A 23,013-nucleotide genomic window follows, 5' to 3' on the forward strand; every position below is an offset into this window, starting at 1 on the left:
TACTCCGCCGGATTCTCGGATGCTTACGGAGAGGTTAGCGAGTGGATGCGCAGAGATTGACGATGAGGAGGCGGAGGATGGACGCATACAGAGCGCTATCGACGACTAACACGCGAATAAATAAAGCGGATGTGCTGCGTTTTGAAGCGGAACATAAAACGTCCACACTCGCGGAGAAAGAGAACCGGGCGTTGACGCTGATTGACGAAGCCATTACGCAAACAGTCGAGCGGTATGGCTCCAACGCTAAAATCGTAGTGTCGTGTTCTTTCGGAGTTGATTCGGTAATAACGCTGCACCTCGTAAAGCGCGTATGTGATATGCGCAATATACCGTTTGATGTCGTATGGAATAACACGCTAAACGAGTATCCGCAAACGCGCTTATTTGCGAAGAAGCTTACGGCTGATTGGCGGTTAAATACAATTGAAGCGTTGCCTACGACAACTATTCGGAAGATATACGACGAACACGGCGTTGATTCGCTGCTTAAGCGTAAGGGCGACCGTAGTAACGGACAGCCGGTCGTAGAGAAGTGCTGTAATGCGCTGAAACATGCGCCGATGCAGCGAGCGATTAAGGAACACGGGTGGCACTTGATGTTTAACGGAGTTCGAGCAGGCGAGAGCCGCCAACGGTGGATGAGCGCCAGGCGAGACGGAGATTATTACTACTCTTCAGGAACGTGGAAGACGTGGGTATGTCGGCCGATCCTGTGGTGGACGGCGCTCGCGGATTCGTTCAATTACGGTAATAACCGTCAGGAGGATGTATGGGAATACGTTAGAAAACACGATATCCCGTACAATACGATTTACGATATGAACGCGGTGATTGACGAGCGCTACGATTGTCCTACGGTAATTATCGACCGCGTAACGGCGGAGCGGCTGTCTGCGGAAGGATATAACGTTTTCATGCCGCGCACCGGTTGTCAAGCGTGCCCGATCCCGATTAAGCGCGGATACCTGCGGTACCTTCGCGAAGTGTTTCCGAAAGTATACCGCGCTATGCTGTTTCAACTTGGGTTTGCACGCGTTCTGATTGCGGAGATACCGGAGGATCAGAGAGTGGCGCTTATTGCGGAGTTATCGTCTTTCGGAGTTATTACGGAGAAAACGGAAGCTGCGATATTGGACCGGTTAGAGGACGTTATCGAATTTAAACCGTGCGTATTTGACGGAGTCGGTGTAAGCAAGCGCAAATAACCCGTCAATCCGCAGCAAACACGAGCCATCCGTCCTGCTCCGCAACAAACGAATAACGCCGGGCTTCTGCCGCAATCTGCGACTTCTCGTAAAATCTGCGCGCAGAAATATAACCGCGCTGGTCAACGTTAGCGGCCGTAGGGTCAGCGGAGTTTCGTGCAAGCCTAATCGCAATCGCACGCTCGTCTGCGGTATATCCGAGTTCTACGCGATTACCGGCGTCTAAGCGGTACATGCGTATGATATCGGCGGATAAGCGGAGGCGGCGTTGGGCGTCCGTCGCGACGTATAGGCGGACTAGCGGGATTGATACGATGTTATAGCGTTTCTCTGCGGATGGCTGCGGATTGGTAGCGGGCTGTTCCGGCGTGATAGCGGATTGTTGCGGATCTTTTCTTGGCATAGCGAGTACCTCCGTACAAGTGACGATTATTAACGTAATTATAACCGGAAATATACGGAAATGCAAACGTAAAGGAGTGAGCGGATGATAGCGAACCATAATCCGCAACCATTAAGCGCAGCGGTAGCGCAGAAGATGGTTGACGGTGGCTATGCGGAGTATATCCGCAAGCATCCTATTGCGCGAATGAGCGAACCTTCCCCCGCAGTATTGACGCAATGGGCGAAGGGCGCTCCGAATGGACTCGTAGATATTAGTGAAAAGGCGGCGGTTATTACGGAAAATCACGTTGGGTACGATCTGCGTAATGATGAGCGTCCCTTTGCGCACAAGATTCCGCCCGGTGGTAATTGGCGCGATCTATCGGAAATTGAACAAGCGCAGTTTATGGGCGGAGCATTACGGAGTGGCGGCGGTAAAGTCGGATATCTACGTAGAGAGCGCTGGGACGACGCTTCTCACACAGTACTAGCTGCGCCAATGGCGAAGGCTACTTGTCAACTTCACCCTGGACAATTGGACGAAAAGGAGACGATTACACTGCGCAATTATAACGTAACGCCTGCGCTTCCCTCGAACGGGTTAACGGTGGTCGAGTTGTTTTGTGGCGGCGGATTAATGGGCGTAGGACTGGCGGCGGCTGGTTACGATATCATATTCGCGAACGACTTCGATAAGAACGCGGTAAAGGCATACGCACACAACCTCGGCAATCACGTCATTTGCGGAGATATTACGTCCGATGACGTACAGCAGCACATTCCTGACGCTGACATTATCGCAGGCGGTCCGCCGTGTCAGGATTACTCCGTTGCTGGTACGGGAGCTGGCGAAGATGGTGAGAGAGGCCGCTTGGTATGGACGTACCTTAACGTAATCGAGCGCAAGCAGCCGAAAGCTTTCGTATTCGAGAACGTTAAGGGGTTGATTGCGAAGAAGCACCGCGCAACATTTGACGCATTGTTAGCGGAGTTTGAACGCATAGGCTACGCCGTGTCCTGGCGGCTGATTAACGCATGGGATTACGGAGTGGCGCAGAAAAGGGAGCGCGTGTTTATCGTAGGCATCCGCAAGGATCTCGGATTTACATTTGCGTTCCCTGAACCGGATGCGAGCGGGTATCGGACGCAGGTGCTGCGGGATGTTATCGGAGATTTACCGGAGCCGAATAGCGGAGTCAATGCGCATATTCAGACGCAGGCAACTACGGTTAAGCCGGAGCATTCGCTATCGAATCAACGCGGTTATGTGGCGAACTGGGATGCGCCAGGTAAGACGGTTTGTACAAATCGGTTAGACCATGCGGAGATTCATCCGGGACCAGATAACCACGATCGAGCATCCTTAACCGAGGGCGCTATACGAGGGGCCCAACGAAGACAGGCGCAAGGCAATTTCCAGTCTGCACTCCGTACATCGAAGTGGGAGGAGCCCGCTTACACTATTACGACACAACTTGCGAAAGACCCTACCACATACGTACCGCCTACTCCGCAGCCCCGTCGCTTCACCGTCCGCGAATGCCTGCGTATTCAATCCGTTCCCGATTCGTACGTATTTCCGGACACAATAAGCCTTTCCGCGCAATACCGTATTGTCGGAAACGGCGTCGCATCGCGCGTCGCTTACTTAATCGGTTCGGCGTTAGCGGAACAACTTAACGCAGCATTAGCGAAAAATAACGCAGAGGAGGCGGTGTCCTTTGGGTAAGGCGGAGAGGTCCCGTTGGGACGGAAATGTCCGCTCGATGGCGATTATTGCGAAGCCTGACGCGGAGATCACAGCGGAGGACTTAGCGTTCCTTCGCGATAACTATACGTCAACGGGAGGTTTACTTCCAAACGCATACGCTGGCGGCGCGTTCTATACGCCAACACATGTAGCGCGCTTTATCGTCGAGGCGTTGCGCGGACTATGTGGCGGAGAATTTCCGCCAGGTTCCCGCTGGTTAGAGCCGAGCTGCGGAAGTGGCGTATTCCTCGAACATATTCCGGAGTCGTCCGAAGTAACTGCGGAGGTAACGGCACTCGAACTCGATCCGACGTCAGCCCGCGTATCCGCGCTATTGTATCCGCAGGTTAACGTAATCAACTGCGATGCCTTAACGCATGACCGACGCGACTATTACGATTTCGTTATCGGTAATCCACCGTATGGCGTGAGCATCAACGTTGAGGCTGCGCAAGTACCGGACGATTACGTTACCCTAACGAAAAAGTCCGGTAAACTCAGCGGAAAGTCCGAGTCGGCTTTCATTGAGTTGGCGATTAAGGCTGCGAAACCAGGCGGGTACATTGCGTTTGTGCTTCCGAAGGGGATCGGATATAACGGGCAAATGGCTAAGATTCGCGAACTCATGCGGGAAACGTGCTGGCACATCGCGAGTATCGAGTTGCCTTCGGAAACATTTGCGCTGACCGGTACGACGATTAAGACGGACATACACATTTTGCGGAAGATAACGCCAAACGCGCGGAAAGTTTACGTTAAATACGTGGATGTAGCTGGCGCTTACCATCGCGTAGAGCAGACGGAGGAAAGCGCAGCCGATACGTTTTGGTACGAGGGGCAGATGCCCGTGTTGCAAGCGCAGATTAACGATATCGGCTACGACAAGGACGGTAAATTGACGGACAAGTGGGGCGATGGCTTAACGCAGCTTGATGAGTTGACGGAAGCGTTCGAGAACACGCTGATGCGTGAAAATACAAACCCAATTACACCCGGTCTGTCCGGACTTGTTCACGCGTTTAACGTGAGGATTCCGCCTTACGAAGCCTGGCGCGCTAAAAACGGGTATATGGCGTACTGGAGCGTTCTGACACTTGGCCGCGGCGAGGAGTTTAACGGAGAATCATCGTTCGATTTCGGATGGCAGGACCGCATTGTCGCGGAGTATTACGCAAGATAACGAAGAGGAGGCGCAATATGGGCGCAGTTAAGATCGATATTGAAAAGGACGAGCGCAATCTCAGCGTCAAATACGCGCTTAACGATAAGAGAGGCGTTCGCCTCCTGCTACGCGACCGGTATCATATCGCGAATAGGCGGTTCCTCGGCGATCTGGCAGCGGCGGATATTCTCATCGATTTAAACAGCGCAATCGAATCCGCAGGGTTAACGGAGCGGCAAGCGGAAGCGCTCGGATACGTCTACGGATATTGGCAGCTTACGCAGGAAGAAGCGGCGCAAACGATGGGAATCCGTCAGAATACGGTTAGCGAGCTGTTGGATATCGCGTGCGAGCGGATTGCTGGCGTGTTTGAGCGGTGGAACTACGGAGAAATAAACGTCGTAGCGGCGCAGCCGAACGAAACTACTGCCGAAGGAGAGAACGACTAATATGACGGATAAAACGTTGCTTGGCGGCATTGAGTTAAATCGGATATACCAGCGCGACGTGCTGGAGTTGTCGCGTGCACTTCCGGGTGGGTGTGTAGATCTAGTCGTTACCGATCCGCCGTATTTGATGAATTATCGGAGCAATCGACGCGTAGCTACGGAAAAGTTTCGACACATTGAAAACGACCAAGATTCCCGCGGATTGATTTCGGAATACCTGGCGGAATGCTACCGGCTTATGAAGGATAACACAGCGATCTACGTCTTCTGTAGTTGGCATCACATAGACTTCTTCAAGCAGGAGTTTGAGAAGCACTTTAAACTGAAGAATCTTATCGTGTGGAATAAGAATGTGCACGGTACGGGCGACCTGACAGGATCTTACGGGCCGAAGCATGAACTTGTTCTGTTTGGACACAAAGGACGGTCGTTGCTACGCGAAAAGCGCGTTCCTGACGTTATCGACTGCGCGAAGATATCCGGATCAAAGCTGACGCACCCTACCGAAAAGCCGACGGAATTGCTACGCCTCTTTATCCGGAATTCTAGCGATCATGGAGCGGTAGTTTACGACGGATTCGCCGGAACTGGCTCGGTATGCGAATCAGCGGCGGTAGAAGGGCGGTCGTTTATCGCATCGGAAATCGATCGCGAGTACGTAGAAATCGCAAATATGCGCCTTGATTCGTTACAGTTACCGCAGCCTACCGATACCACATCCGAAGGAGAATCCGCTAATGTCTAACTATCACGAAAAATACGCGCAAATTACCGTAGAGTTACGCAAACGCCTGAAGCTGCGCAAACACGGCGGAATCGTACCGTTCATCTACCGAGGGATCGCTAATCGCGATACAGGTTACGAATACGATATCGCTGACCGAGCGGAACGTATCCGCTTAATTGACGCTATTACTGCGGATTATATGCGGGAGCATTCCGAATACGTTGCGGCCGGATTAGCGAAGTGGGAACGCGATGGATACCGGGGCCAGAGGCCAAAGACGCAGCCGGTTAATAGCGCAATCCTCGAATCGTTGGCGGATGCGATATTGGACGAGGAGCTGACGGATATGAACGAGCATAAAGTGTCGCAGACGGAATATCCGTTCTTATCCGCTACTCAACTAGAGGAGCGCCGTAACCGGGAATTTCCGCTGAAGATTGCGGAGGAAGTCGGAACAGACGGCGCAGATTACCGCATTCCGACGCGGAAAAAACGTCCGAAGCGCGATATCAAATTCCGCGACCGTGACGCGCACAAGCGAAACCGCGAACGGTCAGCGCAGTATAAGCGGGACACATCACCGGGACCGATTACGCCACGCGTTACGGAGGCGTTCGTACAATGCCGCGGGATAAGCGACGCGTGGCGCAGGTATATTGCGCAAGAGACAGAAATCTGCGAGGTGTGACCGATATTTTACGCCGTTTGAAGGACATATATTATGAGGGGACGCTATCCAACCGGATACGCGTTCTTTTTGTGTTTTCTAAGATAACCGGGAGGGGACCGTAGATTGAACGAGAACAGACGTTTATACACCGCTGAGCATATCGCATTTACCGGAACAGGAACGGCATTCGATCCGGAAACAGGAGAGGCGTTGATTTACGCACCAGCAGCAACGCACAAAGTCGTTAATCTAGCGCAGTCGGAAGCGTTTAAGGAGCGCCAGCAAACGATAAAGGCCGGACGAAGCGTAGAGTTTACGATTACGAACATGAACAATATCGACGAGGTAATTGAGCGTGTATCTGATAAGCACTGCGGATATTTGCTATATCTACAATGCTTCGTTAACTACGATACGACGCTATCTAATCCGAACAAAACCGCAATGAGCAAGGAGGACATCAGGCGGACACTTGGCGTAAGCAAGCCGACTGTGAACTCATTCTTAGCGGATATGATCGACAACGCGATAATCTTCGAGGATTCCGGAAGTTATCGCCTCAATCCGCGTTACCACTTCCAAGGTAAAACGAGTAATACCGCAATCGTGCGTACATTCGTCGCTAAGGTAAAGGAGTTATACTCGGAAGTTTCCGCGAAGGATCTCGGATTCGTCTACAAGCTGCTTCAGCACATTCACCTGGAGACGAATACGATATGCGCCAATCCGTACGAACGCGACGTCGAAAATACCGTTCCGCTGACGAAGGAGGATATCGCTAGGATAACGGGAGTTGACGAAAAGACTGTGTACCGGAAGTTGCGTAAGTTAAAATTCGGAGACCAGTACGTATTTGCGGAGGTTGTGTACGGGCGATCGCGCTATTACAAGATTAATCCGTTCGTATTCTACCGGAAGCCTGGCGTACCTGACGCAACCTTGCGCGAAATGTTCTCCATCCGGAATAATTATCGCGGATGACATCGGGCATTTTCTTTACGAATACGGCCTGACATCGGGCATTTTCTTTACGCTAAAAAACGCCGGAATCCCGCGCGGCACTAAGGCTGGCGGGAATTAGGGGCCGAAATTATTTCTTAGTCTTCTTCCGCTGACAATTGCGTAGGATAACGTCAACGTTACGCATAATATATCGCGTTGCTATTACGCCAGGATTCCGTATACACGAGCGGAGTTCTGGCGTTATTGTTTCGGCATAATCTGCGCAGGAGAGCGGAGGTAAGAGCGAAGAGATTAGCGTATCCGAGGCCGGGGGAAGAACCGTCCTCAAATCCGCAACGAATAAATATTATTGAACATTCTGATACGTCACGGTATTTGACGTAGCAGACCAAGGGAACGCTAGTGACCGCGGCAGGCACCTATCCTTTATGATCGCGCTGATTCGTACCGAATCCTCGGGATCTAACGCTATATACCGCTATATAACGATTCATTGCGTACAGTTAGCGCACATTACCGATATTACGCGCTGTTTCGTGTCTATACGTTATGAAGGGTTACGTTAGATTACGCATGTAACCGTGCTATACACGGATCATAACGTCGTGTATACGTTTGTATACGTAACCTTCCGTATTATAGCGTAAATGTATAACGGAATGGCTGCGTTATAGCAACGTTAAATAAGCTACATATAATGAAGCGGAATTATAGCGTATGGATTGCGATAGGGCAACGTTAGATACAGCGCTCGTGGTTACGGTGGATTACGGAGGGAAGCGTAGGTTAGCGTTATGACTGCGTATAGTCCGGATATGTGCGAGTGGTAGCGCAGATACAGCGGATCGTAGCGTATTGATTACGTATGTGTCCGATTACGAGCGATGCTATGGCGTTTGTGTGCGCTCAATAGCGCTGTTACATCCGAATACTGCCGTATTACATCCGACGCTAATAGCGTTTCATCCGCAGAGGCGCTCGGACCGGGCGATAGCGTCAAACTCACGGGGTTATGCGTAAATACTCCGATTAGATAGCGGATTTGTCCGTATGTGGCGGACATTTGCGGGGATTGGCGTAGTGGTTGCGGATGAGGATGCGGAAAAATGGCGTAGTGGCGCGGTTTTATAGCGTAGGGACATCCGTATAAAAGCGGACTTTTGTACATATGCCAGCACGTTAATGCGTTAAAGCGCGGACCCCCAGGCGGGGTAGCGTTGGGCTGCGCATTTGCTGTCCGGAATTAGCGCGCAATTTTTCTATCTCGGGAGGTAGCGGAAATGTGCGGTTTGTGCCGCTGGTTTAAGCGGTATTTGGCGGAGAATCCGGAAGAGGAATCAGCGTTCTATTCGTTCGGAATCGGATGTCCTCTCATATTGGCGGTAATGTGGATTGCCCTACGGATTAGCACGTAATTTCACCGTGAAATTAACAACGCCGTTTTGGCGTGTGAAATACGCTGTATTTCCGTCTCTACACCGCGGGAGTATAAAACTATTCCCAACGCTGTACAATCGCTAATTTCACGCAATTTACACGTAATTATCACGTTAGAAAGGAGGCGTTAGTATGTCGGAAGCAAAGAAACGTAGTCTTGAGGCGAAATTAGACGGACGCCAACGCAAAGCAGCGTTATTGTGCGTTCAGCGCGAATTTACTCCGGAAGATGAGCGGTTAGGGTTCGATGCCATTGCGGAAGAAGTCGGAGTATCGCGCAATACCCTTTACGAATGGCGTACGCAGAAACGTCCGTTTATCGACTACGTTAATATTCTCGCGGACGAACATCTCGAAGAGAAGAGAGCGCTAGTTTACCGTCAGCTTATGAAGCTTATCGAAGGCTCGCAGCCATCCGTTAAGGCGATCGATTTGTATATGCGTCGGCACGGTTTATTGACCGAGCGCCAGGTTATCGAAACGAAGGATAGCGGAGCGGGCCGGAGTAACGACGATGTGTCAGCGGAAATTGCGGAGCTGGAAGCGTTATTGAGCGAGGAAGTACCGGAGTAGTCCGGACGCGTACGAAAGGAGACGATACGTTATCGCTATAGTTGACGGAAAATGGCTTGACCGTGCGGAACGAGCGGAGCGTATCGCACTCATTACGGAACGTGCGAAGAAGTTGCGTGATTTAGCGAAGTCCGGGCGGGCAACGGAGTATCATACGGAAATGCTGCGGAGTGATATTGCGGAGATTAAGCGGTTAACGCGGATACACCGTGCGGAGTTTGATACCGCATACTTCGCCTATGAGTATCTATCCGACGCAGGTAATCCGGAGAATGACGATAATATTATCCGCAATGGCGAAGACGGAACGCCACACGATCCTTTAACGGAGATTGCGCCCATTCACCGCGAGTTCTTCGATTTATGCGATTACGTAGACCACGTCGTCCGCGAGGCCCGGCTCGCTGTCGCAGCTGCGCGGGGGCACAGTAAATCCGGTATGTTCTCGAATGCGTTTCCGCTGCACCAAACGGTATTCCGAAAGCGCCGGTACATTCTCGTTATATCCGAAACGGATACGCTATCGAAGAAGCTTATCGGATGGGTAAATAAGCAGCTCAAATTTAACGAAAAGTTGCGCAACGACTTCGGAAGCCTACTATTCGAGCGGAATACGCAGAATGAGAAGGACAACGAAGAGGCGTTTATTACCGTTAGCGGTACGCTGGTTGAAGCGTCATCGTCCGGTAAGCAACTCCGGGGTAAGCGTCATGGCTCGTATCGTCCGGATCTCGTTATCGTTGACGATCCGTCTTCACAGAATAACGAAGGTACGAAGGAAGCGCGGGAGAAGCTCGTACACTGGTTCAATTCCGTTGTGGTCCCGATTGGAACGAAGTCTACCGCAATTATTCTCGTTGGTACGATGGTTAGCGCAACGGGTTTGCTGAAGCACGTACTCGACCGCAAGGACTTCCGCTCGTCGTTCCACGGCGCTATCGTTTCGGAGCCAACGAATCCGCGGCTGTGGGACGAATACTGCGAAATATACGCTCGGTCCGAAGATATGACGGAGCCGGACGCGTTTTACGAAGCGAATAAAGAGGCGCTAGAGGATGGCGTCGCATTGGCGTGGCCTTGGCGCTGGTCCTACCGAGCGCTCATGCACGAAAAGGTGAATATGGGCACGCGCGCATATAATTCGGAGTTCCGGAATCTAGCGTTTAGCGAGGATGAGCAGTATTTCCTTCCAGAAAATTACGCCTATTACCGTTACGAGTACGAAGGGACGCGCCGGTTCATCCGTTACGAGGATCTGCGGATTCCGATCGATGAGCTGACGATTAGCGGCGCGTGGGATATAGCGCAAGGGAAGAACGCGCGAAGCTGTTATAACGCGGTGCTAACGGTGGGACGGCATGAGAAGACCGGATACATCTTCGTGCTGGACGAATACGCGACGAAAGAACCGCCCAGCAAAATCCTGGACGTTATAATCGCGAAAATGAAGGAATATCGCCATAACGTATTTACCGTAGAGACAATTAACGCCCAATACGAGTATTACCAGCAGCTCCGCGACCGAATGCGTGTCGAGGGGCTTTATCGCGTCCGCCTGAACGATAACAAACACTATAAAACCGGAAAAGAGGAGCGAATTGAGTCGCTGGAACCGCTGTTCCACAACCGGACGCTCATCCTTAACCGGTCTCATACGATGCTACTCGATCAAATGGCGCAATACCCACACGGAGATTATGTGGATTCGATAGATTCCTTGCAGATGGCGGTAGATAACGTTGCGAAGGCGAAGAAAGCAATCCGCAATAAACCCTCGTGGATGTAACGAAAGGAGGACGCAATTTGACGAGGTTATTTTATCCTGGCGCACATTATCCGCCTGATAACGCAATCCCCCGTCTAGCACGATATAAACGTGGCCGCACGATATTCGACGGACGGCATCCGGAGATATACGAACGAGCGTCATCGCTGCTGAAGGATACGCCGCACGCTGCGCAATTGAAGACGCTATTTATCGCGGTCAACTTGATGGATATATTGCTGACGAAGCCTGCGGATTTGTTAACGGGCGAACCGCCTACGTATGAAGCCGGTACTGGTCCGGACTCAATCGAACAGAAGCGCCTCGACTCGATTGTGGAAGAGAACGACTTGACGCAGATGATGCATGAGCTCGTTATCGGCGGAGGTTATCGCGGCGACTCCTGGATAAAAACGTATTACGCAGCCAGGGCGGACATGAGCGAAACTGAAGCGTTAGGACTCGAAGCGCCTGCAACGAAATTGGAGCCGATTATCGAAGCCGTACCGGCTAACGTTGTATTTCCGGAGTTGGCGCGCGGGAGTCGCAAGAAGTTTAAAGCGGTCAATATCGCATGGATCGATTGGGTCGAAGAACCCAGCGGCAGAGTTATGCGTTGGCTGTCCGGTACAAACGAGACGTATACGCCATATCTCGTAGTCGAGCGTCATATTCCCGGATACATTACGTACGAGCGATTCCGGTTGACAGAGCGCGGCGTTAACGCGGAATGGGGCGTGCCGATTGCGACTTATACGGTCGGCGAAAAAGTAGCGACCGGACGCGAAGAAGATATCGTTGCAACCGGAACCGACCGCTTACTTGTCCACCACATTCCGTATAAGAGCGTAGACGATCGTTGGGAAGGTATCAACGGAGTCGAGAAGCTGGAGAGCGTTCTAAGCGCGATTAACGAACGGTTGGCGCAAATCGACTATATCCTCTGGAAGCACAGCGACCCCACCGCATACGGTCCGGACATCGACGGGGAAGCGGACGACGGCGCAAGTGTACGGTTCGGCGGCAGGTATATCCCCGTTGCGAAGGACGAGGCCACTCCCGGTTATATGGTTTGGGAAGGCCAGCTTAACGCAGCCTTTACGGAGTTGGACGTACTCCTCGGTATCGTATATCAGATGTCGGAGACGCCGCAATGGTTGTTCGGAACAACGCTTGCCTCCGATAAAGGCGGAACTGGCACGTCACATACGGATTCTGGCGCAATCAAGGCCCGGTTCATGCCGATCCTGGCGAAAGTTAACCGTATCCGGGCGCACGTTGACCGGGCGCTACGTGACGCTATCTGGACGGCGATGCAACTCGAAAATTACGCTAATCAGGGCGTTGAAGGTTGGGTTCCGTACAATCCCGTCTATCCACGGATTAATTGGCGCGACGGCGTTCCCATCGACGAGAAGGAAGCCGCTGAAGTTGCGCATATACGAACCGGAGGCAAGGCGACGATATCCGTATTGGACGCTATTAAAACGCTGGATGGCGTAGACGACGCGACCGCAATCGAAATGGTATCGCGGATTGATGACGACGAGACGCGCGTTATGGGAACCGTAGACGGAACGGTGTTTAACAGTCCTTCCGGAGCTGACGCGTAATGGCTATACTCCGCACGATACCCGACCCGACGTATGAGCGCGAGTTATCCGTTATTGCGGCGGTATTTAAGCGCGGTATTCGCGACATCCAATCGGAGTTATACCGCCTAGACTTATCTGCGTTATCTCGTGCGCAAGCAAACGCAGCACTCCGGGAGATTGCGAAGATACTCGCCAGCATTGACGCAAAGTCTGCCGCGTGGGTGGCGGAGAATATTCCGAAAGCAGCAACCGAAGGCGTCGCTCGTACGCTATATGCGCTTGAACTGACGGAGACGTACGAACAGGCTACGAAGATAGCGAAGTTTAGCCGGTTGAATGCGGATTATGTTAAGGCGGCAGTAGCGGATACGCAGGCGGACTTGCTCGCCATAACGCGCAATATCGACAGTCGAACGCGGAAAGCCGTGCAACAAGCTGTATCCGATTCCATGCGCGCTAATCTCGCTAAAGGCGTAAACGGGCGGAGAACTATACAGCGGGACGTCCTCGCTAATATGCGCCAGCAGTTAGGAACAGCGCTCGATACCGGAATCATTGACGCAGGCGGAAGACGCTGGAAGCCGGAAGTGTACGCCGAAACCGTTACGCGAACGAAGATGCAGCGGACGCACTTAGAGGCGACCGAAAACGAGGCGCTATCTCGCGGAGTCCAGTACGGGATTATTTCGCGGCATGGCGCTACTGATGCGTGTAGAGCGTACGAGGGGCGCGTAGTTAAACTGACTCCGGACGCTCCAGGAAGCTATCCGTATGTCGGAGACTTGAAGAAGGGAAGAGAAATCTTTCACCCCCTCTGTCGCCATCAAGTAACGCCCGTCCGTAATCCGGAAATTTACGGACAATAATACGATGTCCTACGTTAAGACGTTAAACTGACGGAATCCATGCGCTACGCAAGTAAAGTGTCACGCGACACTGGCGCTAAAACGCGGGAGGAAACGAAATGAGAACGTTTTTGAATGCGCAATTTTCCGATAGATTCATGCCGCTGTTTAACCCGGAGCCAACACCGGCACCCACCGATCCCAATCCGCAGCCTGATCCGGACCCTAAGCCGGAGAAGACGTTTACGCAGGCGGAGTTGGACGCATTGATTGCGGACCGTCTCGGAAGAGAGCGTAAGAAGTACGCTGACTATGACGAGTTGAAAACGAAGCTTACCGCATTGGAACAGGCGGAAGAAGAACGGAAAAAGACGCAAATGTCGGAGCAAGAACGGTTACAGGCGGAGCGTGACGAAGCGTTGCGCAAAGCATCCGAAGCGGAAGCGTCAGTATCCGCGAAAGTTACCGCAGCCAATCAGCGCTTGATTAGCGCAGAATTCCGGACACTGGCGCGCGAGGCCAACGTACCAGCCGACCGGATTGCGGCAGCGTTGAAATTGGCGGATTTGAGCGGGGCTGACGTAGATGACGAGGGTAACGTAAGTGGCGTTAAGGAAGCGGTAGAGGCGTTAGTTGCGGCGAATCCGTATTTGGCGGAGAAAACGCAGCCCAAACCAATTGGTGGCGCAGGCGGTGGCGGTGAGCCTACGGATAAGACGAAAGAGCAACTGCTGAAAGAAGCCGCGGAAAAAGCGCGCAGGACCGGGCGTATTGAGGACCGCATGGCGTACTCGGCGCTAAAGGACGAACTAAACAGATAACGTTATTCAAAGTCGCGGGTAATTGGCGGCTTATTTTATTACACAAAAACATATCAAAGGGGATATTTGAAAATGGCTAAAGTTTATAACGCATCTCTGATTGGTAAGAAGGAATCAGTAGTTGACGAAATCCTGCTTTTGAATCCGCATCAAACTCCGCTGCTGAACGCTCTGGGCTTTTCCGAAGCTGTAACCGCCGTTGAGCACGTTTGGTATGAGGACGAAATGTTCCCGGACGAAACCGTAACTACCGCATCCGCGCTGGTTGACGACACCGCGATTGTTGTCGCTGATGTTACACCTTTCCGCGTTGGCTCCGTAATCAAAATCGGCGAGGAACTGCTGTACGTTTCCGCGATTAACACCGGTACCAAGACGCTGACTGTTACACGCGCTTACGCTAGTACTACGGCTGCTGCGATTGCTAACGCTGCCAAGGTCGAGTTCCTGTTTGATGAAGGTACCGAAGGAGCCGACGCTCGCGCGGCGCGTTACAAGGCTCGTGTACGGAAGTCCAACCTTACTCAAATCTTTACAGACTCTATCGAAATTTCTGGTACTGCACAGGCTGTCGCTCAATACGGTATCGACAACCTGTACGAATACGAAAAGCAAAAGAAACAGCTCGAACTGGCCCTGCAACTGGAAAAGGCGTTGATTAACGGTGTTTCCTACGAATCCGGCCAGGTGCGCCAAATGAAAGGTATCCGTCAGTTTATTACAACTAACGTCACCAACGTTGGCGGCGCTGTGACTCTTGCCGCTATTAATACACTGGCACAAAGCATCTATGACGCTGGCGGTTTCAAACAAGCAGGTGACTACAAGATCATGGTCGCTGCAAAACAAAAGATTGCGCTGTCTGGCACCGATTCCAACAAGATCACGCTGACTCGCGGTGAGAATACCCGCGGTCAAGTAGTCGACAAGATCGTTACAGACTTCGGCGAGTTTGAAATCGTGCTTAACCAAAACCTGGCTTCCGACGAGTTGTTCCTGTTCGACTCCAACCGCGCAAAGATTCGTCCGTTGATTACCCGTGAGTTCTCCCACACTTACCTCGGCACTAAGGGCGACTACACTACCGGCCAAATCATCGGAGAGTACACGCTCGAACTGGAGCAAGAGAAGGCTCACGGTCGCCTGAAAGGTCTGTCTTAAGAAACGGAGGTTTAACGCAATATGACGGTAACATACGAATCTAAACGCTATCCGGCGCTGGGCTTTTATGTAGACGGCGCTTTTAAGCGTTTTTCTAACGGAGTTTACGTAACGGAGGACGTAGCGGAGATTGCGGTATTGGACGCAATGTCAGACGTAACTCGCGTCAGTGAAGCGGAGACGGACGCGGAGTCGGGACCGGGTATTCCGCAAGAGACGCCGGAGGTAAAGCCCGCGCCTAAGCGCAAGCCCTCCGCCAAATAAACGGGAGGTGTAGCGCATGGCTATTACGGTAGAAGACGCAAATACGTACATTAGCGCAAATTGTATCGATATTGACGACTGGAACGACGCAGGCGAGGCGAAACAACTACGGATTGTAAACGTCGCATCTCGTGACCTAGCGCAGTTTTATCCGTCGTATACGATACCAGACGCAGCGGTGTACGAATTTGCGAATGTGTTAGCGACGGTATACGGAGATTCCGTAAGGTTGGCGCAGCAAGGCGTTAGCGGATTCTCGCTAAGCGGAGTTGCTTCGTTCAACTATAAGGACTCCGCGATTAACATTCCAGGCGGAAGCACGCGCAAATATATTCCGCAAACTGCGCTCGATATCATTGGCGCGGAAAACGGCGTTACCTTATCGAAGCGCGGCGTTATGTGGAGCGTGATGTAACGTGGCGCTTATACCGCTGAAGCAGGAAATCATCGTCACTCCGCCTGGTTCGGACGATCCGTGGGACCCGCAGCCGTCTACGCCATACTCCGTTAAATGCCGCTTACAAGAAGGCGTCAAACTCGTCCGCAACGCAAACAGTCAGGACGTCGTATCGTCCGCGCAGATTTATCTCGATAAGCTGGCGGAAATTACGCTGTCCGACCGGATTGCTTACGTAGACGAGAACGGAGTCGAGCGGACGTATATTCCGATATCGATCGAGGTTAAGCGCAATCTCGGCGGAAAGCCAATCCTAACGGTGATTAACGTATGAGTCTGACGTTCGACGATACCGCATTTCTGCGGATGCTTGATGTGACGGAGAAGAACGTACGGCGAGCGGTACGTAACGGATTAGGTGACGCGGCGGATGCACTCTTACACGACTCGCGTAATCTTGCGCCGTTAGATAAGGGAACGTTGCGAAGTACGGCTTGGTCCGGTGTTGACGAAGAGGGGACGGAGATTACCGGGGTCGTAACGTATTCGGTGACGGAACAATCTGCGTCAGGCGAGCGGTTTAACTACGCGCTCTACCAACACGAACTCGGCGAATCGTATGCGGACCCGACAACGCCCGGAACACAGCCGAAGTTCCTTGAACGTCCGCTGAAACAAAACTATGACCGTTATATGCGAATCGCAACGGATCAGATTCGGAAGGAGTTGACGTAACCGGTGTTTACCGTAGCGGAATTAAAATCGAATATAAACGCCGCCGTACCGTACACGTATTACGCCAACGAGTTCACGAGTACGTCCGTTGCTGATTCGGCGTACGTGCGGTTGAGTGGCGGAATGAAGCCCTCGGAGTGGACGAATACCTTGCGGCCATCCTTTCAGGTTGTCGTAAGGGGAGCGGAGAACAACGGACCGACGGTAGAGGCGAAAGCCAACGCGATATGGGCGTATTATCATCAGCGGAAGAATTTTACGATAGGGACAACGCAGATACTCGCCTGCTTCGCGGATCAACCGGTTCCGCTGTATCTCGGGAGAGATAGCGCTAACCGTCCGTTATACTCGCTGAATTTTACGTTGATTCTCCAGAATTGACGCAATAAAGCGCAGGCAGACGTCAGGACTCCGGTTCTGGCGTTTTTGCTGCGCCTAAAATAACGAAAGGGAGACTGAATATGGCCGCAAACACTGAGGACATTAAGCTCGGTCCGTGTAAAGTAACGTTTGATGTCGGAGGCACGTCGCCTGTAATCTTCGAGACCACGCAGGGCGGCGTCGTGCTTACGTACGAAGAAACTACACGGGCCGTTAATATCGACCAATACGGCACCACTCCGGTAAAGGAAATCGTAACTGGCCGGACTGCTACTATCGCGTGCCCGATTGCCGAGTACGACCTTGCCAAGCTTGCCGCAATTATTCCGGGCGCATCGCTTGTTACTGACGGAACTACTCCGACGAAGCAGAAGGTTGTCGTCAGCGCAACCAACGTAATCGACCTGCTTCAGTACGCGAAGAAGGTAAAGCTTGAACCGCTCGCAGCCGGTTCTACCGCGAACGATGCTATCACGCTGCTCAAAGCCGCGCCTCGTCCGGCGCTGAACTACACCTACAGCTACGACAATGAATTGATTACCAACGTAACGTTCACCGCTTATCCCGACGCTACCGGCGACCTTATCGTATTCGGCGACGAGACCGCTGTTGATGACTAAGCACGCAAATATCAGCGTAAGGGTTGCGCATAATCGCGCAGCCTTTGCGCATTAGGAGCGAAAATAACCGTGATTCCACGATTTAATAAAACGCAAAATGACGCTGTTTACTTCGGAGATACCCGCGTCGAGATTCCGAAGCTGACTATCCGCAAATGGGAAGCGCTGTTTGAGACGGTCGAATCTCTTCCTCAACTTATCGTTAACGTACTGGCCGCGAAAGGTAGCGCAGATTTTACAGCTACCCTCGTTGTTGCCGCAGGCATGGCGCTCGACGAAACCGTTAAGATTGTCGCTGCTATTACGGACCTTGACGCTGACTTTATCAAAGACAACGCAGGGCTTACGGAGTTGACGGATTTCATCGCGAAGACAGCGCAAAAGAACGATTTGTCCGCAGCCGCAAAAAAGCTCCAGGCCGCGTTCGTCCGGTTCGCGAAAACGACGGCCGTGAGCGCGCAGAACCCGTAACACTGGCGGAATGGCTCGTAGACGTAGCGGTAACACTTGGCGTCACGCAGGCGGAGTTATACGACGGATACTACGCGGTCGATTTGCCGCTGATATTACGCCGACACGCGCAGAAGGTAGCGCATGAGCGGATTATAGCGCTGCGTACGACGCTGGCCGTAAACATGGCGGATGAACGGATGCTGCGTGCATATTTCGACGAGTTGGCGGGACCCCGCGAGGAAACTGCGCAACCAGACGACTATGACCCGCAGGCGGTCGCAAGATTACGTAATAAGCTAGGGAGGTGAACGGATGGCAAGCGGAATGGGAGCAACGGACGTAGGCGCGATTAGGGCGACACTTACGCTCAATGTCGGTAACTTTAAGCAAGGAATGGACAACGCAAAGAAGCAAATGCGTGAGGTTGACGCCAGCGCAAAGACTACCACTAGAAGTCTTGAAGGGATCGCGGGGGCACTCGTATCCCTTGGCGCATCAAAAGCGTTAGTCGGACTTGCGCGTACGGTGAAATCACTGACAGACGAGGCGCAGGCTGCGTCTATGGCGGTAAAGGGCTTGGCGGAGGTGTCGAAGGCTTTAAACGTCAATATCGAACAGTCAACGGGGTTAGCGCAGGAACTCGCCAACAAAGGCTTTATGACGCTGGCGGAGGCATCTAGCGCGGTAAAAACGCTGTTATCGTCCGGACTCGGACTCGAAGAGACGCGGAAATTAATCTACGCTACTGCGGACGCTGCCGCATATAACCGCGAAGCGCATTTATCGTGGGGCGAAGCGATTGTGCAAGTCACCCGCGGTATCAAATCCGGTAACTCCGAATTAACGGATGCTGCCGGTATTACAACGAACCTTAGCGTCATGTACGATCGTTATGCGAAGTCCATCGGAACAACTGCGGATAAATTGACGGATGCACAAAAGGTGCAAGCGGCATACTCCGAGATTATGAAGGAATCGACACTGTACGCCGGTAACGCAGATACAGCGCTCCAAGGTTACGCCGGTACTCAGGCGGTGTTTAATCAGACGATTACCGTTGCGCGGCAGGAACTCGGCGAAGCGTATTTACCGGCGATACAGAAGCTTATGGAAACGCTGACTCCGATTATTGCCGATGTGACAACGTGGATTAGCGCTAATAAGGAAATGACCGTCGGATTAACTGCGGCCGCTGCCGCATTCTTGGCTGTAGCTGCTGCGGTTGGAACGTTATCTGCGGCGTTGTCCGTACTGCAAGTAAGCCTCGGCCCGGTCGGTTGGGCAATCGCAGGGATTACGGCTGTTGCGGGCGCTGTTACTGCGTACGTCGTAGCGTCCGACGCCGCGTCAGAATCTACGCTGAAATGGGCGAAGAATCAGGACGTGTTGAACGCGAAACTGGCGCAGGATGCTACGAAACGTTCTGCGGAGGATATCCGAGGACTGCGCGGCGACATCGACACGTTGAACGGAATCCTGGAGAAGCGTAATAAGCTGATGGACGAATATAACGCGCTCGAACGCAAGGCGCAATCCGGCCAGGGCAGTATTGAGAATACGCACCGCGCACTTGATTTGGCCGACGGGATCAAGGAAGTTGACGCCAGCCTGCGTAAGATGGACTTCAAGAATGCGGACGAAGCGTCAAAAGCGCTCCAGCGCATGAACCAGGCTTACGAGGACTCCATTCCTGCACGCGTTCAGGTAGAAAAGTCCACGATTACCGAATTGGCACAGAGGGTACAGCAGACAAACGGAACTGAAGCATTGCGCAAGAAGTATGAAGAATTGAGCCGCGTTGAGAAACTTAATGACGCTCAGAAAGCGGAACTTGCTAGTACTGTGAAGCAGCTTGCGCAGCAATACCCGGATGTAATCGCTCAGATGGACGAGGAAGGCCGGTATATCATCACGAATACTGACCTGCTCGACGCTCAGATTAGAACTGAACGAGAGATAGTCCGGACGAAAGCGGAGTTGCGCAAGCAAGACCTTCAGGACTTACAGAAGACAACAAAGGCGAAGATTCAGGCGGCGACAGCGGAGATCACAGCATTGAAAGCCGTCCTCGAAGCGACCACTACGAAAAAGTCGGTTATAGACGCGCCGACGTTTGATGAATCGAAGGTTAATCCGCTGCTTACCGGTAAGGCTCGCGAGTATGCCATCGCAGAGGGTAAGCGCCTGAACGACGAGGCCCAACGGCAGATTAAAGCAGAAACGGAAAAGTCGAACGAGTTGCAGGCGTCTCTTATCGAGTTAAGCCGTATGATAAAAGATATCGATTCCAATACCTGGGACGACTATCTCCCGAAGACTGGCGGAGGTGGTGGTGGAACTGGGACTGAGGGTGGTCCGAAGAAGACCGGCAAGACGGCTGCGGAAATTGCTGCGGAACTTCGCCGGGATCTATTTGCGCAAGATCTCGCAACGATGCGTTATAACGCGGCTATGTACGACCAGTCCGCGGACGACCAAATCGCAGCTATCGAAGAAATCCGCCAGAAACACGCGCAATATCTCGCCGAGAATATCGAAGACGAACGGTCCCTAGCGCTCCAGGTTAAAGCGCTCAACGCTACGAAAACGGAGGATGCCGCAAAAGCCGCGAAAGCTGCGTACGAGTATTCCGCCGAGTGGATCGAAATGGAGGAGCGCAGGCTCCGCGAAAAGGGTTCGTCTGAAGCGGAAGTGGCGCAGATGCAGTTAGACGCGTGGACGCGGGTTAAGGCGCGCTATGATTCCGATTCCGACGAGTATAGGGCTGCGGACAAGGCGTTGTATACCGCTCGGATGACGCTAATTAAGGAAGCGGAAGCGGTTGCCCGTAAGGCAGATGAATCGCGCGAGCAATCCGCTAAAGAGGCGAAGGACGCCGCACTCGACGCAATCGACGAGCAGAAGAGGGCGGAGTTAAAGGCGCTGGATGAGCGCAAGCAGGCGGTAAAGGACTATTATGATGCGCAACTGAAGGCGCTCGACCAGTCCGAACGCGTCCGCGACCGATCCAAAATCGAGGCTGAAGCGGAAAAGTACCGACTTGCTACGTCTGAGGCCGGTCAGAAACACTATGCGGAACTCCTCGAAGAACTCCGTAAAATGGACGTCGAGGATCAGAAGACCGCGCTTCAGGACGCCAGAGATTCCGAACTGGATGCGCTGGATAAGCGTAAGGACGATATCGAGTCGTGGTACAGCGATATTAAGGCGTCAATCGAAAACTTTGGCGGAGACATATCGCAGATTTACGCTGCTACCGAGGATTCCCGGTTCCAAGCGTTTGTAACGACGAATGCACGCATCAAGGCGGAAATGGAACGCTTCAAATCCGAAATGTCTACGCTGAATAACGTATCGTCCTCGTCTGGTTCCGGACAATCTTCGTATGAAGCGTCGATCCTGCGCCAAATGAAAGCGAATGCTAATGCATGGTGGACGGCTGATGACGCAGGAAAGCGTAGGTTAGAGGCGGAGTCGCAAGCGCTCGGTGCGTCTATTGGCGCAACCAACTACGGAGGTACATGGTATCGCGGAGGCGTTCCGTTATTCCATAGCGGAGGTATTGCGGGTGTATCGTCGTTCCGGAGTGGTAGCGGATTGGCTTCGGATGAACTCCGCGCCATCTTACGCCAGGGTGAGGTAACGCTGACGCCTGCGCAGATACAATCGGTCGTAAGCGGAATTGGCGGAAAAGGTAGCGGAGGGACAACGGTGCATATCGAAAAGGTGATCGAAATGAACGGCGCAACGTTCGAGGATAGCGCGGATTGGTCCGGATTCGAGCGTAATGCTGGCGATGAAACAGCGGCTATACTTCGCAAAATGGCCGCAGGACAGGAGGTTGGCGTATAATGCCGGATGGATTTACGTATAGAGGGCGTCACTGTTCGGAGTTCGGCGTTAACCTGCTGTCCTATACCGTCAACACACCGGAAATCCGTAACTATACGGAGGAAGCGGACGGACGCGCCGGAGTTTACGATTATGGCAGCGAATGGGGAACGCGTGAGATTACGGTAACGGTCGATGTGACACCCAATTCCGTATCGCTGAAGCGGAGGCAATCGCAGATAATGGCGTGGTTGTCTCCGGTTTCTAACGGAGCAGGAGCGTTAATATTCGACGAGGTTCCAGACGTTCAGTATTATGCGAAGTTAACCGGTAGAGTTGGTATCGAACAGTTTTTCCGCGGATATGGCGAGTTTACATTTACGTTTGTCTGCGCTGACCCTTTCGGGTATTCAACGTATTCTGTCGAGAGTATCGACGTAGACAGTGCGGTGCTGGTGGATACGGATATCAGCGTTGACGCTACGTATTCGTTCGCTGTGACCGGACCGGCTACGTTTAATATCGACAACTTCGGGTACGAACCGGTTCAGCCCGTTATCGAAATCAGCGGATCGTTTACTACGCTGACACTGACGCTCGGTGGCGAAACATTAACGTTCTCGAACGCAATGTCATCGCAGACACTCGTAGTCGATTTCGCGCGCTATGCGAGTACAATCGCGGGCGCTCCGGTTAACGTCGGAGGTAATTACGGAGAGATAGCCGCGGGGATTACGCCTGTTAGCGTTGGGGGAACCGGAATCAACGCGACGATTACGTTTAAGTTCCGGACGAAGTTTATTTAACAAGGGGATGACGAAT

The 23,013-nt window shown here is 52.5% G+C and carries 23 protein-coding genes; 22 read left to right on the forward strand and 1 reads right to left on the reverse strand.

Translation table 11 applies throughout. The features are described from left to right. Nucleotides 1–77: 77 nt before the first annotated feature. Nucleotides 78–1,208, forward strand: a complete 1,131-nt coding sequence (locus tag DQG13_RS19925) for a phosphoadenosine phosphosulfate reductase family protein (protein ID WP_181592865.1) — start codon at nt 78–80, stop codon at nt 1,206–1,208. A 4-nt stretch (nt 1,209–1,212) separates the two neighbouring features. Here the strand turns inward: DQG13_RS19925 and DQG13_RS19930 are convergent, their stop codons facing one another. After that, the gene (locus DQG13_RS19930; protein WP_113021534.1) at nt 1,213–1,611 is read right to left on the reverse strand and encodes a hypothetical protein; all 399 of its coding nucleotides are present in this window, start codon (nt 1,609–1,611) and stop codon (nt 1,213–1,215) included. A gap of 84 nt (nt 1,612–1,695) precedes the next feature. Here DQG13_RS19930 and DQG13_RS19935 point away from each other — a divergent pair, with 84 nt between their 5' ends. The 21 genes from DQG13_RS19935 (at nt 1,696) to DQG13_RS20040 (ending at nt 22,997) form a co-directional block, all read left to right on the forward strand. Next, a complete protein-coding gene (locus DQG13_RS19935) occupies nt 1,696–3,321 on the forward strand; it encodes a DNA cytosine methyltransferase (RefSeq protein ID WP_113021535.1) in 1,626 nt (541 codons plus the stop codon). Then, nucleotides 3,314–4,522, forward strand: coding sequence for an HsdM family class I SAM-dependent methyltransferase (locus tag DQG13_RS19940; protein ID WP_113021536.1), 1,209 nt, complete (start codon nt 3,314–3,316; stop codon nt 4,520–4,522). Before DQG13_RS19935 ends, DQG13_RS19940 begins: the two co-directional genes overlap by 8 nt. Nucleotides 4,523–4,539: 17 nt before the next feature. Further along, a complete protein-coding gene (locus DQG13_RS19945) occupies nt 4,540–4,953 on the forward strand; it encodes a sigma factor-like helix-turn-helix DNA-binding protein (RefSeq protein WP_113021537.1) in 414 nt (137 codons plus the stop codon). A 1-nt stretch (nt 4,954) separates the two neighbouring features. Further along, a complete protein-coding gene (locus DQG13_RS19950) occupies nt 4,955–5,698 on the forward strand; it encodes a DNA-methyltransferase (RefSeq protein WP_113021538.1) in 744 nt (247 codons plus the stop codon). After that, nucleotides 5,691–6,368 (forward strand): hypothetical protein, encoded by a 678-nt coding sequence (locus tag DQG13_RS19955; RefSeq protein ID WP_113021539.1) that lies wholly within the window; start codon nt 5,691–5,693, stop codon nt 6,366–6,368. The genes DQG13_RS19950 and DQG13_RS19955 overlap by 8 nt, the downstream gene beginning before the upstream one ends. A gap of 105 nt (nt 6,369–6,473) precedes the next feature. Then, nucleotides 6,474–7,331 carry a helix-turn-helix domain-containing protein gene (locus DQG13_RS19960; protein WP_113021540.1) on the forward strand — a complete coding sequence of 286 codons (858 nt, stop codon included), beginning with the start codon at nt 6,474–6,476 and terminating at the stop codon, nt 7,329–7,331. Between the two features lie 1,551 nt (nt 7,332–8,882). Next, nucleotides 8,883–9,323 carry a phBC6A51 family helix-turn-helix protein gene (locus tag DQG13_RS19965; RefSeq protein WP_113021541.1) on the forward strand — a complete coding sequence of 147 codons (441 nt, stop codon included), beginning with the start codon at nt 8,883–8,885 and terminating at the stop codon, nt 9,321–9,323. 31 nt (nt 9,324–9,354) lie between these two features. Next, nucleotides 9,355–11,109, forward strand: a complete 1,755-nt coding sequence (terL, locus tag DQG13_RS19970) for a phage terminase large subunit (protein WP_113021542.1) — start codon at nt 9,355–9,357, stop codon at nt 11,107–11,109. A 17-nt stretch (nt 11,110–11,126) separates the two neighbouring features. Beyond that, the gene (locus DQG13_RS19975; protein WP_258525776.1) at nt 11,127–12,701 is read left to right on the forward strand and encodes a phage portal protein; all 1,575 of its coding nucleotides are present in this window, start codon (nt 11,127–11,129) and stop codon (nt 12,699–12,701) included. Continuing rightward, nucleotides 12,701–13,549: a phage minor capsid protein gene (locus tag DQG13_RS19980; protein ID WP_113021543.1), complete on the forward strand. Its 849-nt coding sequence runs from the start codon at nt 12,701–12,703 to the stop codon at nt 13,547–13,549. Before DQG13_RS19975 ends, DQG13_RS19980 begins: the two co-directional genes overlap by 1 nt. Before the next feature lie 98 nt (nt 13,550–13,647). After that, nucleotides 13,648–14,349 carry a phage scaffolding protein gene (locus DQG13_RS19985; RefSeq protein WP_113021544.1) on the forward strand — a complete coding sequence of 234 codons (702 nt, stop codon included), beginning with the start codon at nt 13,648–13,650 and terminating at the stop codon, nt 14,347–14,349. A gap of 72 nt (nt 14,350–14,421) precedes the next feature. Continuing rightward, nucleotides 14,422–15,510: an SU10 major capsid protein gene (locus DQG13_RS19990; RefSeq protein ID WP_113021545.1), complete on the forward strand. Its 1,089-nt coding sequence runs from the start codon at nt 14,422–14,424 to the stop codon at nt 15,508–15,510. Nucleotides 15,511–15,531: 21 nt separating this feature from the next. Then, the gene (locus tag DQG13_RS19995; RefSeq protein ID WP_113021546.1) at nt 15,532–15,774 is read left to right on the forward strand and encodes a hypothetical protein; all 243 of its coding nucleotides are present in this window, start codon (nt 15,532–15,534) and stop codon (nt 15,772–15,774) included. Nucleotides 15,775–15,790: 16 nt separating this feature from the next. Beyond that, the gene (locus DQG13_RS20000; RefSeq protein ID WP_113021547.1) at nt 15,791–16,189 is read left to right on the forward strand and encodes a hypothetical protein; all 399 of its coding nucleotides are present in this window, start codon (nt 15,791–15,793) and stop codon (nt 16,187–16,189) included. 1 nt (nt 16,190) lies between these two features. Beyond that, nucleotides 16,191–16,505, forward strand: a complete 315-nt coding sequence (locus tag DQG13_RS20005; RefSeq protein WP_113021548.1) for a hypothetical protein — start codon at nt 16,191–16,193, stop codon at nt 16,503–16,505. Next, the gene (locus DQG13_RS20010; RefSeq protein ID WP_113021549.1) at nt 16,502–16,906 is read left to right on the forward strand and encodes a hypothetical protein; all 405 of its coding nucleotides are present in this window, start codon (nt 16,502–16,504) and stop codon (nt 16,904–16,906) included. Before DQG13_RS20005 ends, DQG13_RS20010 begins: the two co-directional genes overlap by 4 nt. A gap of 3 nt (nt 16,907–16,909) precedes the next feature. Further along, complete coding sequence (locus DQG13_RS31920; protein ID WP_113021550.1) at nt 16,910–17,287, forward strand: minor capsid protein; 378 nt, start codon at nt 16,910–16,912, stop codon at nt 17,285–17,287. A gap of 80 nt (nt 17,288–17,367) precedes the next feature. Further along, on the forward strand, nt 17,368–17,907 hold the full coding sequence (locus tag DQG13_RS20020) for a hypothetical protein (RefSeq protein WP_113021551.1): 540 nt from the start codon (nt 17,368–17,370) through the stop codon (nt 17,905–17,907). Nucleotides 17,908–17,976: 69 nt separating this feature from the next. Then, nucleotides 17,977–18,378 carry a hypothetical protein gene (locus tag DQG13_RS20025; RefSeq protein WP_113021552.1) on the forward strand — a complete coding sequence of 134 codons (402 nt, stop codon included), beginning with the start codon at nt 17,977–17,979 and terminating at the stop codon, nt 18,376–18,378. 294 nt (nt 18,379–18,672) lie between these two features. Next, nucleotides 18,673–22,212, forward strand: a complete 3,540-nt coding sequence (locus DQG13_RS20035; protein WP_113021554.1) for a hypothetical protein — start codon at nt 18,673–18,675, stop codon at nt 22,210–22,212. Continuing rightward, the gene (locus DQG13_RS20040) at nt 22,212–22,997 is read left to right on the forward strand and encodes a distal tail protein Dit (protein ID WP_113021555.1); all 786 of its coding nucleotides are present in this window, start codon (nt 22,212–22,214) and stop codon (nt 22,995–22,997) included. Before DQG13_RS20035 ends, DQG13_RS20040 begins: the two co-directional genes overlap by 1 nt. Nucleotides 22,998–23,013 lie beyond the last annotated feature (16 nt).

Source organism: Paenibacillus sp. YN15 (assembly GCF_003285005.1).
Taxonomy (GTDB): domain Bacteria; phylum Bacillota; class Bacilli; order Paenibacillales; family NBRC-103111; genus Paenibacillus_AR.

What these genes read in the sequence shown, in the direction of transcription:
- DQG13_RS19990 (WP_113021545.1), top strand. Translation starts at nt 14,422, where the DNA reads ATGGCTAAAGTTTATAACGCATCTCTGATTGGTAAGAAGGAATCAGTA.
- DQG13_RS20010 (WP_113021549.1), top strand. Translation starts at nt 16,502, where the DNA reads ATGAGTCTGACGTTCGACGATACCGCATTTCTGCGGATGCTTGATGTG.
- DQG13_RS19945 (WP_113021537.1), top strand. Translation starts at nt 4,540, where the DNA reads ATGGGCGCAGTTAAGATCGATATTGAAAAGGACGAGCGCAATCTCAGC.
- DQG13_RS20035 (WP_113021554.1), top strand. Translation starts at nt 18,673, where the DNA reads ATGGCAAGCGGAATGGGAGCAACGGACGTAGGCGCGATTAGGGCGACA.
- DQG13_RS19925 (WP_181592865.1), top strand. Translation starts at nt 78, where the DNA reads ATGGACGCATACAGAGCGCTATCGACGACTAACACGCGAATAAATAAA.
- DQG13_RS19950 (WP_113021538.1), top strand. Translation starts at nt 4,955, where the DNA reads ATGACGGATAAAACGTTGCTTGGCGGCATTGAGTTAAATCGGATATAC.
- DQG13_RS19930 (WP_113021534.1), bottom strand. Translation starts at nt 1,611, where the DNA reads ATGCCAAGAAAAGATCCGCAACAATCCGCTATCACGCCGGAACAGCCC.
- DQG13_RS19980 (WP_113021543.1), top strand. Translation starts at nt 12,701, where the DNA reads ATGGCTATACTCCGCACGATACCCGACCCGACGTATGAGCGCGAGTTA.
- DQG13_RS19985 (WP_113021544.1), top strand. Translation starts at nt 13,648, where the DNA reads ATGAGAACGTTTTTGAATGCGCAATTTTCCGATAGATTCATGCCGCTG.
- DQG13_RS19935 (WP_113021535.1), top strand. Translation starts at nt 1,696, where the DNA reads ATGATAGCGAACCATAATCCGCAACCATTAAGCGCAGCGGTAGCGCAG.
- DQG13_RS20000 (WP_113021547.1), top strand. Translation starts at nt 15,791, where the DNA reads ATGGCTATTACGGTAGAAGACGCAAATACGTACATTAGCGCAAATTGT.
- DQG13_RS19995 (WP_113021546.1), top strand. Translation starts at nt 15,532, where the DNA reads ATGACGGTAACATACGAATCTAAACGCTATCCGGCGCTGGGCTTTTAT.
- DQG13_RS20040 (WP_113021555.1), top strand. Translation starts at nt 22,212, where the DNA reads ATGCCGGATGGATTTACGTATAGAGGGCGTCACTGTTCGGAGTTCGGC.
- DQG13_RS20020 (WP_113021551.1), top strand. Translation starts at nt 17,368, where the DNA reads ATGGCCGCAAACACTGAGGACATTAAGCTCGGTCCGTGTAAAGTAACG.
- DQG13_RS19965 (WP_113021541.1), top strand. Translation starts at nt 8,883, where the DNA reads ATGTCGGAAGCAAAGAAACGTAGTCTTGAGGCGAAATTAGACGGACGC.
- DQG13_RS19955 (WP_113021539.1), top strand. Translation starts at nt 5,691, where the DNA reads ATGTCTAACTATCACGAAAAATACGCGCAAATTACCGTAGAGTTACGC.